The sequence below is a fragment of the Microbacterium sp. PA5 genome (genome assembly GCF_049860775.1).
In the GTDB taxonomy this organism is placed as follows: Bacteria; Actinomycetota; Actinomycetes; order Actinomycetales; family Microbacteriaceae; genus Microbacterium.
In genome coordinates, this window is the sequence record NZ_CP187567.1 from 2,150,700 (window position 1) to 2,164,633 (window position 13,934).

Genomic DNA, 13,934 nt, shown 5'->3' on the forward strand with positions numbered 1-13,934 from the left:
CTCGCCTCGGGAAGAGTGGCGCGAGTCGAGCGACGCCGATGCGCGCGAGGTCGACCTCGTGGCGGGACAGGAGATAAGCCTCTCGCCCAGCGCCTCATGGCCGTCCCGACGGCGACCGCGCGGATCGGCATCAGCGGAAGTCGCGCGAGCGGTGCTGCACGCCGACTTTGAGATCTTCGAACGCATCGGCGAGGAGGTTCGTCACACCCTCCGGCGAGCGCTCCAGCATGCCGCGGGCGATGAGCGCCGGAGAGTCCCGGAGCACGCGCCGGTACTTGTTCCAGACGCCCAGCGAGCAGATGACGTTGACGAGGCCGTGCTCGTCCTCGAGGTTCACGAAGGTGATCCCGGATGCCGTCGCCGGCCGCTGCCGGTGGGTCACGAGCCCGGCGACCTCGATCCGCCGCCCGGTCTCGTGATCGCGGAGCTCGCGCGAGGTGAGCACCCCGCGCGCATCGAGCTGCGCTCGGTAGTGGGTGAGCGGATGGTCGTCGGTCGAGATGCCCGTGGCCCACAGATCGGCGGCGAGGATGTCGTAGCTGGTCTGGTCGGGGAACAGCGGCGGCTGCACCGAGATGAGCGTGCCCTCGAGGAACTCGGGGCGGTTCTGAGCGGCGTCCCCCGCCAGCCAGATGCCCTCGCGCCGCGACACCCCGAGGCTCTCGAACGCCCCGGCTGTCGCGAGGGCTTCGAGGTGGGCCTCGGTGGCGCCGGTGCGACGGACGAGGTCGCGGAGGTCGCGGAACGGGCCGCCGCGATCGCGCTCCGCCACGATGCGGTCTGCCAGCGGCTTCCCGATGCCCGTCACCGCGGCCAGACCGAGCCGCACGGCGAAGGCGCCGTCGCGGCGGTGGGCGGCGTCCGCCACGGGCGCGGTGGGGTCGAAGTCGGGCACCGGCGGCTGGATCCGGTCGGTGCACGACGCGAGCCCGGTGGGTGGAGCCGGTGCGGGCTGCTCCTCGGCGGTCCGACGGACCGGGGGCGGGGCCTCCACCGACTCAAGGACGGCTTCGGTCTCCGAGGCGTGGATGTCGGGGCGGCGGACGGTCACCCCGTGCCGCCGGGCGTCGGCGGTGAGTGAGGCGGGCGAGTAGAAGCCCATCGGCTGCGCGCGCAGCAGGGCCGCCAGGAACGCGGCCGGATAGTGCAGCTTCAGCCAGGACGACGCGTAGACGAGCAGGCCGAACGACAGCGAGTGGCTCTCGGCGAAGCCGAAGTTCGCGAACGCCTGGATCTTCGCGTACAGATCGTCGGCGACCTGGCCGACCAGGCCGTGCCGGGCCATGCCCTCGTAGAGCTTGCGCTTGAGCGACTCGATCCGCTCGATCCCGCGCTTGGAGCCCATCGCGCGGCGAAGGAGGTCGGCATCCTCCCCCGACAGGTCGCCCACGGCCATGCCCATCTGCATGAGCTGCTCCTGGAACACCGGGATGCCGAGGGTGCGCTCGAGCACGGGCTCGAGCTTCGGGTGCACGTAGGTGACCTTCTCGTGTCCGAGCTTGCGGCGCACGTACGGGTGCACGGCGCCGCCCTGGATGGGCCCGGGCCGGATGAGGGCGATCTCGATCACGAGGTCGTAGAAGCGCCGCGGCTGCAGCCGCGGAAGGAGCCCCATCTGCGCGCGCGATTCGACCTGGAAGACCCCGATCGAATCGGCCCGGCAGAGCATGTCGTAGACGGCGGCCTCCTCCTTCGGGATCGTCGCCAGCTCCCACCGCTCCCCCGTCGCCTCGTCGATGAGATCGAAGCCGTACTGCAGCGCCGCCAGCATCCCGAGGCCCAGCAGGTCGAACTTCACGAGCCCCATCCAGGCCGCGTCGTCCTTGTCCCACTGGATGACGGTGCGGTTCTCCATGCGCGCGTGCTCGATGGGGACGACCTCGCCGACGGGCCGGTCGGTGAGCACCATGCCGCCGGAGTGGATGCCGAGGTGCCGCGGCGCCTTCAGCAGCTCGCCCGCATAGGCGAGCACCCGATCGGGGATGTCGTGGTCGGCGGTCTCGAACTGACCGTCCCACCGCTCGATCTGCTTCGACCAGGCGTCCTGCTGGCCCGGCGAGTGACCGAGCGCGCGCGCCATGTCGCGGACCGCGTTCTTGGGCCGGTACTGGATGACGTTCGCGACCTGCGCGGCGCGGTCGCGGCCGTAGGTGGCGTACACCCACTGGATGATCTCCTCGCGCCGATCGGAGTCGAAGTCGACGTCGATGTCGGGCTCCTCGTCGCGCAGCGCCGAGAGGAACCGCTCGAACGGGAGCCGGTAGAAGATCGAGTCGATCGCCGTGATCCCGAGCAGATAGCAGACGGCGCTGTTGGCGGCCGATCCGCGGCCCTGGCAGAGGATGCCGCGGCGGCGCGCCTCCTGGACGATGCCGTGGACGATGAGGAAGTACCCCGGGAAGTCCTTCTGCTCGATGACGCCGAGCTCCTTCTCGATGCGTGCCCGCCCGTCGTCGTCGAGGTCGGGATAGAACCGCGGCACCGCGTCCCACACGAGGTGGCGCAGCCAGCTCATGGGGGTGTGACCCTCGGGCACCGGCAGCTTCGGCAGCGCGGGCTTGGCCCGCCGGAGCGGGAAGGCGAGCTCGTCGGCGAGGGCGACCGTGCGGCTGACGGCGCCGGGGTACCGCCGGAACCGGCGCTGCATCTCGGCCCCCGACCGCAGGTGCGCGCCGGCGTGGGAGGGCAGCCACCCGTCGAGCTCGTCGAGGCCGCGCCCGGCGCGCACCGCGGCGACGGCCGCTGCGAGGGGCATGCGCTCGGGCACGGCGTAGTGGACGTTGTTGGTCGCCAGCAGCGGCAGGCCGCGGTCCCGGGCGAGGGCCGCGAGCGCGTCGTTGTCGCGGGTGTCGGTGGGGTTGCCGTGGTCGATGAGCTCGACCTCGACCGCGTCGGGCCCGAACAGCGCGACCAGCCGGTCGAGCTCGTCGCCCGCGGCCCCCGGTCCCCCGCCGGCGAGGGCCCGGCGGACGGCGCCCTTGCGGCACCCCGTGAGGATCGACCAGTGTCCCCGGCCGCGCTCGGCCAGGTCGGCGAGGTCGTAGTGGGGACGCCCCTTCTCCGCACCGGCCAGCTGGGCGTGCGTGATGGCGGCCGCCAGCCGGTGGTAGCCCTCCTCTCCCCGGGCCAGGACCAGCAGGTGCGTGCCCTCGGGATCGGGAAGGCCGGTGCGCGGCGACGCGGGCGCGGAACGCGGCGCCGATGCGGGCGGCACCCCGAGCAGCCCCGCTCCCGGCGGGCCCGCCGTCTCGCCGAGCGACAGCTCCGCGCCGAAGACGGTCTTCACCTGCAGGTGCTCGGCCGCCTCGGCGAAGCGCACGATGCCGTAGAAGCCGTCGTGGTCGCTGATCGCGAGGGCGTGCAGACCGAGCCGCTCGGCCTCTTCGGCGAGCTCGGCAGGCGAGGAGGCGCCGTCGAGGAACGAGAACGACGAGTGCGCGTGCAGCTCGGCGTACGGCACGGGATCGTCGGGACGCACGATGGGAGTCGGCTCGTACGGCCCGCGCTTGCGCGAGAACGCGGGACCGTCGCCGCCGTCGGGCTCGGGACGCCCGCTCAGCACCCGCTCCATCTCCGACCAGGTGACCGACGGGTTGTTGAAGCCCATCAGTCGTACCGCCCCTCGGCATGCCAGACCCCCGCCTCGCACACCAGCAGCCACGCCGTCTGGTGCACGTCGACCACCTGGAAGCGGTGCGCGTGGCGTGCTCTCACGGCATCCCACGCCCGCTCCACGACCGGCCAGGGCCCTGCCCACGTCTGCACCGGCCGCGTCGTCCCCGCTGCCACCAGGGCCGCCGGCGCCGCCGTCGGCTCGCCCCGCGCATCGACGGCCACCATGTCGCCGTCGCCGTCGACCACCGCCACCGGCACCGGCTCGGCGAAGACCGTGGACGGCAGCGGATCGGGGATGCTCCCCGGCCACGGCCGTGCACGGTCGGCGGGCACCACGCGGTCGCCCCACGGCACGAGCACCTGCCGCTCCTGCAGCCACCTGCCGCCTCCGACGACCGGTGTGACCACCCCTCGATGGCCCAGCATGGCCTGCACGCGCGAGAGGGCGTGATGCACCTTCTCGTCGGGCCCGCCGCCGAAGAGGGCCCGCGCGTGGTGGGCTGCGGCATCCACCCGCTCCGGTTCGAGCCGCACATGGGCGACGGCGCTGCGCAGGGTCTGCTCGGCCAGCTGCCAGCGCACCCGGTCGACGACCCCCGACGCGTCGAACGCTCCCGGATGCAGCCAGACCCGGGAGCTGCGCTCGCCCCTCTCCCCGGTGACCACGACCCGCAGCTCGGTGCAGACGAGGTCGACGGCGCCGAGTCCCGTGATGAACTCGTCGGCGGCGACGCGCACACCGAACGCGACCTGCTCGGCGAGCTCCAGCGGCGGTTCGAAGGCGACCTCCCGGTGCAGTTCGGGCGGCGGGGTGCGCGGCGTCACCGGACGGGAGTCCGCCCCTGCTGTGAGCGCGTGCAGCCGCGCCCCGCGGGCGCCGAACCGTTCGATCAGCCGTTCCACCGGGAGCGCGGCGACCTGCCCCAGGGTCTGCACCCCCAGCCGCGCGAACAGGTCGACGATGTCGTGCTCGAGCACCGTCACCGGCAGGGGCGCGAGAAAGGCCGCCGACTCCCCCGCCGGCACCAGACGGATCGGCTGGTCCGTGCGCGTGCCCGAACGAGCTGCCTGCTCGGCCGTGAAGGGGCCGTCGGCGACGCCCGCCCGCACGTCGTCGATGCCCGCGTCGCCCAGGATGCCGGTGAGCACCGTCGCCGCGGCCGCCTCGCCCCCGTAGTAGCGGGCCGGTCCTCTCGCCTTCAGTGCGCACAGCCCCGGCTGCAGCAGCTGGACCCCCGGTGCGACGTCCTCGAGCTGCGCGATCAGCGGGGCGAACACCCGCTGATCGCGCACCGGATCGGCGTCGGCCACCACGAGGTGCGGGCAGCGCGCCTGCGCGTCCCGCCGCCGCTGACCGCGCCGCACCCCCTCGGCCCGCGCGGCGGCGGAGCAGGCGACCACCATGCCCTTCGCGAAGATCGCGATCGGCAGGGCCGCATCGGGCGGGTCGGTGCCGTCGCGGGTGAGGGCGACGATCGGCCAGTCCGGGACCCACACGACGAGGCTGCGCACCGGCGCGCCGCCGGTCTCGGCGACGGCGGGCGCCCCCCGCGCCGGCATCAGCTCACCGCCCGCATCGGCGGCGCCTGCTCGCGCACGATCCTCTCGACGGGGGCGATGGTGCCGTCCGGCGCCGGCAGCATCATCCGATTGCTGCGGGGCACCGGGAAGCGCCGGCTCGACACGGTGACGGTGAGCTCCCGCCCCGACAGGATGCCGTATCCGTCGCCGAGGCCCGACCATTCGGGGCTGTCGACGTCGATCATCGCCTCGGTCTGCGGCCAGGGTCCCTGCACGAGGAGCACCGATCCGCGCTCGCGCATCCGCGCCGCGAGCCGGCCGATGTCGGCGTCCTTCGCCCGCGACGGCGGCCGCACGGCCACCACCGGCAGCACCTCGGCGATGGTCGCCGTCACCGCGAGCCACCGGGGCCCGGGATCGGGGATCAGTACGAGGCGCGACAGATCGACACCGATGCGCTCGGCCGCCTCGACGCCGAAACCGGGCACACCCACGACCCCGCACCACGACCCCGCCTGAGAGGGCTGCGCCAGGAGCGCGAACAGCAGCGACATCGACCGCCCGAGCGAGTACGCCGCTCCCGGACGGAGTCCCCGCCCCGGGAGGAGCTCGCCGATCGCAGGGTGGACGGGCAGCACCGGGGCATCGAGACGACGGCCCTGCACCCGCTCGAGCTGGGCGCGCAGCCGCTGCACCTCCTGCACCGCAGCCGCATCCCGCACGATCGTCCTCACCTCGACAGGCTAGAACATTTGTTCTAGCTCCTCAATCCGTCGAGATCGAAGATACGGACGACCACCGACATCCCGTCGGCGGCGCTGGTCAGGCGGCGAGCGCCAGATACGGCTCCCAGACCGGGTCGGTGCGCTCGGTGCCGCGGACCGTCCACTGCGCCCCCCGAGGCGGCTGCGGGATCCACTTGAGCTCCCAGCCCATCTCCTGCGGGGTGCGGTCGCCCTTCATGTTGTTGCACCGCAGGCAGCAGGCCACGAGATTCTCCCACGAGTCCGCGCCTCCGCGTGACCGCGGCAGCACGTGGTCGATCGTCGTGGCGCCCTTGCTGCAGTACGCGCAGCGGTGGGCATCCCGGCGCAGGACCCCCCGTCTGGTCACCGGCACGCGGCGCCCTCCGGGCACCCGGACGTAGCGGGTCAGCAGGATCACGGCCGGGCGGTCGTACGCGCCTCTCGCTCCCCAGACCGGATCGTTGTCGACGTGCTCGACGACGGTGGCCTTGTCGTTCATCACGAGCACGAGGGCTCGCTTGAACGAGACGACGGCCAGGGGTTCGTATCCTGCGTTCAGCACCAGAGTGCGCATTCGGTGTCCTCTCGAACTGCCGTGACGGCTTCAGCGGTTGTTCGGTTGCGACGCCGCCCGGGCGAAGAGGGTGCGAGCACGAAAAAAGGCGCTGTCGAAAGACAGCGCCTTTGATCCACGACCGAGGTCGCGGCAGTCGTGCACACGATGCCGAAGGACATAGCGACCGGAGTCATACCGGTCTGTGGCATTCATGGATCGAATGCGGGGTACTACGTCCATCTGCTCCCCCTGGGCTCGTGCGAGCGTCGGGATCAGGCTAATACACCGCGCGCAGGGCGAGGCGCAACGTGATGCGATCGTCGCCGCGTGTCGGAGGTGCGTCGAGGACGCGGGGGATCAGCTGGCGTTGGCCTGCAGCCACGACTCGGCGTTGACGTAGCCGCCGTTGAGCCGGATCTCGAGGTGCAGATGCGTGCCGAAGGCACGACCCGTGTCGCTGACCTGCCCGATGAGCTGACCCGCCGAGACGGTCTGGCCGACCGAGACGCGACGGCTGCCGTAGAGCATGTGGGCGTAGAGCGAGGTGACGCTCTTGCCGCCGATGTTGTGCGCGATCTTGACGTACACGCCCCAGCCCGGGCCGCTCTCGCTCGAGGCGACGACGACGCCGTCGGCGATCGCGTAGATGGGAGCGCCCCGGCCGACCATGTAGTCGGTGCCCTTGTGGCCGGCGTACGGGGTGCCGAAGTTGTTGAACGAGGTGAGCGGGCGGACCACGTCGCCTGCTGCGGCGATCGTGGCGGGGACGGCCATGCTCACCGACGACGACGAGGAGTACGAGGAGGACTGCGCGGCCAGGCGCGCGGCCAGGGCGGCCTTGGCGGCCTCCTCCTGCTTCTTCTTCTCGATCTCCTCGGGCGTGGTGGCCGAGTAGCCGCCGCGCTTGAGGGCCGCGGGCGTAGCCTCGGAGGCGATGACGAGCGACTGGGCGTTCTCGGCGGCGACCTGCTGGATCGTGACGGCCTCGTCGGTCACACCGCGAGCGGCGGCGAAGGCGGGGATCGCGACGGTGGCGACCATTCCGGCCACGGCGGTGACGGTCAGGAAGCTGCGCACCGGGTGCGCGGTGCGGTGGCGCGCGCGACGGGTGGCCACGGCCGGGCTCTTCGCCGCGGTGCGGCGGGCGAGCATCCGGCGCGAACGACCGCTCCGCGCGGCGTCGATCGCCTGGGCAGGGGTCGTCTCGGAGTCGGGTGCTTCCTTCGACGAATCGAACTGTTCAGCCAAACTTTCCTCCCGGCCTCCGCTTACCCAGGCCGGGTGAGACGCGTCCGTCGGCAGTGTTCGTCGTACTGTGTCGGGCACAGATGTACGGGCTTCATCCACGCGAACGACGGACCGTAGAGGCTTTCCGCGTGGAGGTCCTGTGGCGGGCTTCTCGCCGTCGGACTCTTGCACGCTACCGGAAAGTAACGAATAAGTCACGCAAGGACCCTGTCTGTCAGGACCCTCCCCGGTGATGCTCAGGCTTGCGGGCGTGCCTCGACGAGGAAGATGTGCGACGCGACCTCGACCGGGAGCTCCAGTCCGTCGTCCTGTCCGTCCATCTGCACGAGCACGTATCCCTCGCTGAAACGGAACTGCCCGGAGGCGCCGGGCACGACCCCGGCGGCGCGCAGCTGGTCCAGCAGCTCCGGGTCGACCTGCACCGGCTCCGCGAGCCGGCGGACGGTGCCGGCGATGGGCCCGCCCTCGGTGTTCAGGGCGCGGACGAGGCCGACGACGCCGTCGTGGAAGGTGTGGGCGGGGACGTCGCCGAGCTGGTCGAGCCCCGGGATCGGGTTGCCGTACGGCGATTCGGTGGGGTGGCCGAGCAGCTCGATGAGGCGCCGCTCGACGAGCTCGCTCATGACGTGCTCCCACCGGCAGGCCTCTTCGTGGACGTAGGCCCAGTCCAGGCCGATCACGTCGCTGAGCAGCCGCTCCGCGAGACGGTGCTTGCGCATGACGTCGACGGCCTTCTGCCGGCCGGCGTCGGTCAGCTCCAGCGAGCGGTCCTCGGAGACGACCACGAGACCGTCGCGCTCCATGCGGCCGACCGTCTGGGAGACCGTCGGGCCCGAGTGACCGAGACGCTCCGAGATGCGGGCACGCAGAGGCGTGATGTCCTCCTCCTCGAGCTCGAGGATCGTGCGCAGGTACATCTCGGTGGTGTCGATCAGATCGGTCATGCAAGGCCTCGTCGCGCGGGTTCTGGGGTGGCCTTCCAGCCTATCCGTTTGTGACGGCCGGTGGCCGGGCGCCGGCAGCCGCCGACCATAGAATCGGTCCATGGCCCACGTCACGCTCCCCCGCGAGATCCTGCCCACCGACGGACGCTTCGGCTGCGGCCCGTCCAAGATCCGCGCGGAGCAGCTCGCCTCGCTCGCCGGCCCCGGGTCGGTGCTGATGGGGACCTCCCACCGGCAGTCGCCGGTGAAGAGCCTCGTCGGCCAGGTGCGGATGGGGCTGTCCGACCTCCTGCGCCTTCCCGACGGCTACGAGATCATCCTCGGCAACGGCGGCTCGACGGCCTTCTGGGACGCTGCGGCGTTCGGGCTCATCGAGTCGCGCGCCCAGAACCTCGTCTTCGGCGAGTTCGGCGGGAAGTTCGCCGGTTCCGCTTCGGCGCCCTGGCTGGAGGCCCCCGACGTGCGCAAGGCCGAGCCGGGGACGCGCGTCGCCGCCGAGGCCGTGCCGGGCGTGGACGTGTACGCGTGGCCGCACAACGAGACCTCGACCGGCGTCGCCGCCCCGGTGACCCGCGTCCGCGGCGACGAGGGCGCCCTCACCGTCATCGATGCCACGAGCGCCGCCGGCGGCATCAACTTCTCGGTGTCCGAGAGCGACGTCTACTACTTCGCACCGCAGAAGAACCTCGGCTCCGACGGCGGCCTGTGGTTCGCGGCGGTCTCGCCGGCCGCCATCGAGCGGATCGAGCGGGTCGCCGCCTCGGGCCGCTACATCCCCGAGTTCCTGAGCCTCAAGAACGCCCTCGACAACTCGCGGCTCAACCAGACGCTCAACACGCCGGCGGTCGCCACGCTGCACCTGCTCGACAAGCAGCTCGAGTGGATCAACGGCAACGGCGGCCTGGGCTGGGCCGCCGCCCGCACCGCCGAGTCGTCGGGTGCGCTCTACGCGTGGGCCGAGCAGGCGCCGTACGCGACGCCGTTCGTGGCCGACCCCGCCGACCGCTCGCCGGTGGTCGTCACCATCGACTTCGACGACACGGTGGATGCCGCGGCCGTCGCGGCGAGCCTGCGCGGCAACGGCGTGGTCGACACCGAGCCGTACCGCAAGCTCGGCCGCAATCAGCTGCGCATCGCGACGTTCGTGTCGATTGAGCCCGACGACGTGCGCCAGCTGATCAAGTGCATCGAGTACACGATCGACGGCCTCAGGGGCTGATCGCCGGCCGGGCCTGGCGGAGGTCCGCGCCCCGGGCTCTTGCGAGGGGGCGGCCTCACGGTCCCCGAACCCGCCGGGCCTCCTCCCCAGGCGGCTCCGCGGCGTGGTTATCCACAGGAAATGGCTCTGACCTGGCCTTCCCTTCCTCGGATGTCGGAAGCCCCGAGCAGGATCGGCCGTATGACAGGCATCAGCGCGAGCGATCCCGACGTCGCTCCGCCCCGGGTCGACGCGCTGCTGGATGCGCTGGCGGACGCGGAGCGGACGATCGCCGCCGCACAGGCCCGCAAGATCCTGCTGCTCGCGGAAGCGGTCGAGATGGCGCGGGCGCAGGCAGAGGCGGATGGCGCGGCGTCGTCACGCGATGCAGACATCCCGATGAGGTCGATGGCCGCGCAGATCGGCGCCTCGCTGCGTCACCCCGACCGATCGGTGCAACGCGAGCTGTCCGACGCTTTCGAGATCGTGACCAGGTTCCCGGCGACGCTCACCGCTCTGGCCGACGGGTCCATCTCCCGCGCACATCTGGAGGTCGTCGTGGACGCCGGAACCCGGATCGACGACGATCAGGTCCGGCGGGAGTACGAGGATGCCGCGCTCGCGATCGCTCGCCGGGAGGCGCCCGGGCGATTGCGGCCCGCGGCGAAGCTCCTCGCGAGCAGGCTCCACCCGGTCCCGCTCAACGAGCGGCACGCGGTCGCTGCGAAAGGCCGCTCGGTGTGGGTGCGTGACCTCGACGACGGCATGGCGGAACTCATCGCGACGCTGCCGGCGGCGATCGCGCACGGGATCAAGAACCGGCTCGACCAGATCGCCCGCCAGGCCATCGATGCCCGCGGCACCGTCGAGGCATCGCCGCTCGACGAGCCCACCCCGATCGACAGCCGGTCGGCGGGCGAGGTCCGCACCGACGTCCTCACCGACCTGCTCCTCACCGGGCACGCCTCACCCGAGGTCACGAACGGCTCGCTCCCCGAGCGCGAGGCGATCGTCGCGCAGGTGCAAATCACGGTCCCCGTGCTCACGCTCCTGGGCGCCGGCACCGCACCCGCGGAGCTCGTCGGCCACTCCCCGATCGACACCGCCACCGCGCTCCGGCTCGCGGGGACGGCGACGGGATGGGACCGGGTCCTCACCCACCCGATCACCGGATCCGTCGTCGCGGTCGACCGGTACCGGCCGTCGGATCAGCTGAGACGGTTCCTGCGAGTCCGAGACGAGCACTGCCGCTTCCCCGGCTGCCGGATGCCCACCGCCCGCTGCGACGTCGACCACACCATCGCGAGGGCGCACGACGGACCCACCGAGCTCGGCAATCTCGCCCACCTGTGCCGACGCCATCACACGCTGAAGCACCACTCCGCGTGGCGGGTCCGGCAATCACCGGACGGCGTCCTCCACTGGACGAGCCCCACCGGCCGCGTCTATCCCGACCGGCCGGCGCGCACGCTGTTCTTCACGACCGGCGACCCTTCAACCGGCGATGTGACGGAGCGCGCGCCGTTCTGACGGTCAGCCGTCGGGCGACCCCTCGACAGGCTCGGGGACCGCCCCTCGACAGGCTCGGGGGCCGGGGAACGGCTCGGAGACCGCGACCGCGGGCTAGTCGGCGAGCGGCGACGGCCGCGGATCGAGCACCGCGGAGACGATCGCCTCGATCGCGAACTCCGAGGCCCGGGCGAGATCGACGTCGGTCGGATCGAGGAGCCACTGCACCTGCAGACCGTCCATGGCGGCGAGGATGCCGGCAGCGGCATATGCGATCGTGTCGGGCTCGGTGACGCCGCGCTGCGCGCAGATCAGACGGAAAGCGGCCGTCGCCTCGGCGCGCAGCGTCCGGTAGCGGCCCTCGAAATACTCCCGCCCCGGGTGACCGTCGGTGACGGACTCGGCCGAGAGCACCGCGTAGGCCTGCACGATGCCGGCACGGCGCGCGTTGAGGAACGCGGTGCGCACGAGGTGGCGGAAGAACTCGACCCCGTCGGGAATGTGCTGGCCCTCGATGTCGGCGACATCGGTCTGGTCGCGATGCTCCAGCACCTCCAGGAGGAGCTGATCCTTCGAGCCGAAGTGGTGGAGGATCCCGGCGTGGGTCATGCCCACCTGATCGGCGATGTCCTGCAGCGTGCCGCCCGCGAAGCCCTTCGCGCCGAAGATGTCGACGGCGGCGTCGAGGATGTCCCGACGGCGCGCGATCGTCTCGGGCCGCGATCGCGGCTGACGTCGTCCGTCGACCATGTGTCGCCCTTCCCTCCGATGCCGGATCAGAGTCTACGCAGGTCGATTCCGCAACGATCCCGCATCATGAGTTGCTTACTTACTTACTTGATTGTAAGTTAACTCCCGCAATCACACTCAGTGCCGAGTTGCTCGTTCGAGAGTCCACCCGGCGCCGGGGATCCACTCACGAAGGAGAAGCAATGAGGCTCAAGACCTCCCTCGCCGCCGTCGGCCTCGCCGCGGCCCTGGTGCTGACCGGCTGCGCCGGTGGCACGGGCGAAACCACCGATCCGGCAGGATCGGGTGCCGCCCTCACGATCGCCAAGCCCGACGGCGCGATCACCACCGAGTCCAACAACCCCTACCTCGGCGACTCGTCCGCCTCGAAGTACGGCTACGGCAAGGTCATCTTCGAGTCGCTCGCGCTCGTCAACCCGACCGGCGACCTCGGCACGACGCCGTGGCTGGCCGAGGAGGTCACCTGGAACGAGGACTTCACCCAGCTGACGGCGAAGGCCCGCAGCGGCGTGAAGTGGAGCGACGGCGAGGACTTCACCGCCGAGGACATCGCGTTCTCGTTCAACCAGGTGCTCGACGGCAAGCTCAACGACACCAACGCGCTCGATCTGAAGAGCGTGGCCGTCGACGGCGACACCGTCACGATCGACTTCAACAGCTCGAAGTTCACGCAGCAGGCACGCGTGCTGCACTTCCAGATCGTGCCCGAGCACATCTGGGCCGACATCGCCGACCCCAACACCGACCCGCTCACGGGCGAGGGCCAGGCCGTCGGCACGGGCCCGTACGTGCTCGACTCGTGGACCACCGAGTCGGTCACCCTCGCCGCGAACCCCGAGTACTGGGGCGGCGAGCTGGCGGTGCCCGAGCTGCACTACGTCTCCTACGGCGACAACGCCGCCCTCACCACCGCGCTGGCCACCGGCGAGGCGGACTGGGCGCAGGCGTTCATCCCGCAGATCCAGGACGCCTACCTGTCCGCCGACGACGCCAACCAGTTCCTCGTCTCGCCGACCGCCGGCGCCGGCACGCTCTTCCTGAACCTCCAGAAGAAGCCGTTCAACGACGTCGCCCTCCGCCAGGCGCTGGCGTGGACGATCGACCGCCAGGCCTACGTCGACATCGCCCGCGAAGGCGCAAGCTCGCCGGTCTGGAGCGTCACCGGCCTCGGTGAGGTGCTCGACAGCGAGATCCTGCCCGAGTACCAGGGCCAGGACTACTCGGTCGACGTCGAGAAGGCGAAGTCGATCCTCGAGGACGCCGGCTACACCTGGAAGGACGAGAAGCTCATCGACCCCGACGGCGAGGCCGTCTCGTTCTCGATCTCGGTCCCGGCCGGGTGGAGCGACTGGAACACCGAGCAGGCCCTCATCGCCGAAGAGCTCAAGGAAGGCCTCGGCATCGACGTGAAGGTCGACCAGCCGGACTGGGGCGGCTGGGACGCCGCCCGCCAGGAGGGCACGTTCGACGCGATCATCCACTGGCTCGAGGACACCGGCAACGCGTACGGCATGTACACCTCGACGATGGACCCCAAGTGGATCGTGGACGGCAAGGCCGCGTTCAACTTCGGCCGCTTCGACGACCCGGCCGTGACCGAGGCGCTCAACACGTACGCCAACGCGTCGTCCGACGAGGACCGTCAGGCCGCCCTCGCCGTCATGCAGAAGGCGTTCGTCGAGAACGTGCCGGCGATCCCGCTCGGCTCGCACCCGCTGCTGGGTGAGTTCAACACCCGCAACTACGTCGGATGGCCTTCGGAGGACGACCAGTACGCGTCGGCCGACCCGACCCAGCCCGCCGTCGTGCAGGTGCTGACGAAGCTGACCCCGGCCGAGTGAGCCCGT

The 13,934-nt window shown here is 71.4% G+C and carries 10 protein-coding genes; 3 read left to right on the top strand and 7 right to left on the bottom strand.

The features are described from left to right. Positions 1-130: 130 nt before the first annotated feature. From ACPWUT_RS10180 to ACPWUT_RS10205, 6 genes are all read right to left on the bottom strand, one after another. Positions 131-3,607: an error-prone DNA polymerase gene (locus ACPWUT_RS10180; RefSeq protein ID WP_425837219.1), complete on the bottom strand. Its 3,477-nt coding sequence runs from the start codon at positions 3,605-3,607 to the stop codon at positions 131-133. Beyond that, positions 3,607-5,175: a DNA polymerase Y family protein gene (locus ACPWUT_RS10185; protein ID WP_425837222.1), complete on the bottom strand. Its 1,569-nt coding sequence runs from the start codon at positions 5,173-5,175 to the stop codon at positions 3,607-3,609. The genes ACPWUT_RS10180 and ACPWUT_RS10185 overlap by 1 nt, the downstream gene beginning before the upstream one ends. Continuing rightward, complete coding sequence (locus ACPWUT_RS10190; RefSeq protein WP_342395259.1) at positions 5,175-5,858, bottom strand: hypothetical protein; 684 nt, start codon at positions 5,856-5,858, stop codon at positions 5,175-5,177. Before ACPWUT_RS10190 ends, ACPWUT_RS10185 begins: the two co-directional genes overlap by 1 nt. Before the next feature lie 100 nt (positions 5,859-5,958). Next, positions 5,959-6,456: an HNH endonuclease gene (locus tag ACPWUT_RS10195; protein WP_284527776.1), complete on the bottom strand. Its 498-nt coding sequence runs from the start codon at positions 6,454-6,456 to the stop codon at positions 5,959-5,961. 339 nt (positions 6,457-6,795) lie between these two features. Beyond that, on the bottom strand, positions 6,796-7,686 hold the full coding sequence (locus ACPWUT_RS10200; RefSeq protein WP_284527777.1) for a M23 family metallopeptidase: 891 nt from the start codon (positions 7,684-7,686) through the stop codon (positions 6,796-6,798). A 236-nt stretch (positions 7,687-7,922) separates the two neighbouring features. Next, complete coding sequence (locus ACPWUT_RS10205) at positions 7,923-8,630, bottom strand: metal-dependent transcriptional regulator (protein ID WP_284527778.1); 708 nt, start codon at positions 8,628-8,630, stop codon at positions 7,923-7,925. A 100-nt stretch (positions 8,631-8,730) separates the two neighbouring features. Here ACPWUT_RS10205 and serC point away from each other — a divergent pair, with 100 nt between their 5' ends. Together serC and ACPWUT_RS10215 are read left to right on the top strand one after the other, a co-directional pair. Next, the gene (gene serC, locus ACPWUT_RS10210; protein WP_284527779.1) at positions 8,731-9,849 is read left to right on the top strand and encodes a phosphoserine transaminase; all 1,119 of its coding nucleotides are present in this window, start codon (positions 8,731-8,733) and stop codon (positions 9,847-9,849) included. Between the two features lie 180 nt (positions 9,850-10,029). Continuing rightward, positions 10,030-11,358, top strand: coding sequence for a DUF222 domain-containing protein (locus ACPWUT_RS10215; protein WP_425837228.1), 1,329 nt, complete (start codon positions 10,030-10,032; stop codon positions 11,356-11,358). A 93-nt stretch (positions 11,359-11,451) separates the two neighbouring features. On the opposite strand, the gene ACPWUT_RS10220 is transcribed toward ACPWUT_RS10215, so the two are convergent. Then, on the bottom strand, positions 11,452-12,087 hold the full coding sequence (locus tag ACPWUT_RS10220; protein ID WP_284527781.1) for a TetR/AcrR family transcriptional regulator: 636 nt from the start codon (positions 12,085-12,087) through the stop codon (positions 11,452-11,454). Between the two features lie 182 nt (positions 12,088-12,269). Between ACPWUT_RS10220 and ACPWUT_RS10225 the strand changes: the two genes are divergently transcribed. Further along, positions 12,270-13,928 (top strand): ABC transporter substrate-binding protein, encoded by a 1,659-nt coding sequence (locus ACPWUT_RS10225; RefSeq protein ID WP_425837232.1) that lies wholly within the window; start codon positions 12,270-12,272, stop codon positions 13,926-13,928. The last annotated feature ends 6 nt before the right edge of the window (positions 13,929-13,934 follow it).

What these genes read in the sequence shown, in the direction of transcription:
- ACPWUT_RS10185 (WP_425837222.1), bottom strand. Translation starts at nt 5,175, where the DNA reads ATGCCGGCGCGGGGGGCGCCCGCCGTCGCCGAGACCGGCGGCGCGCCG.
- ACPWUT_RS10195 (WP_284527776.1), bottom strand. Translation starts at nt 6,456, where the DNA reads ATGCGCACTCTGGTGCTGAACGCAGGATACGAACCCCTGGCCGTCGTC.
- ACPWUT_RS10215 (WP_425837228.1), top strand. Translation starts at nt 10,030, where the DNA reads ATGACAGGCATCAGCGCGAGCGATCCCGACGTCGCTCCGCCCCGGGTC.
- ACPWUT_RS10225 (WP_425837232.1), top strand. Translation starts at nt 12,270, where the DNA reads ATGAGGCTCAAGACCTCCCTCGCCGCCGTCGGCCTCGCCGCGGCCCTG.
- ACPWUT_RS10180 (WP_425837219.1), bottom strand. Translation starts at nt 3,607, where the DNA reads ATGGGCTTCAACAACCCGTCGGTCACCTGGTCGGAGATGGAGCGGGTG.
- serC (WP_284527779.1), top strand. Translation starts at nt 8,731, where the DNA reads ATGGCCCACGTCACGCTCCCCCGCGAGATCCTGCCCACCGACGGACGC.
- ACPWUT_RS10205 (WP_284527778.1), bottom strand. Translation starts at nt 8,630, where the DNA reads ATGACCGATCTGATCGACACCACCGAGATGTACCTGCGCACGATCCTC.
- ACPWUT_RS10220 (WP_284527781.1), bottom strand. Translation starts at nt 12,087, where the DNA reads ATGGTCGACGGACGACGTCAGCCGCGATCGCGGCCCGAGACGATCGCG.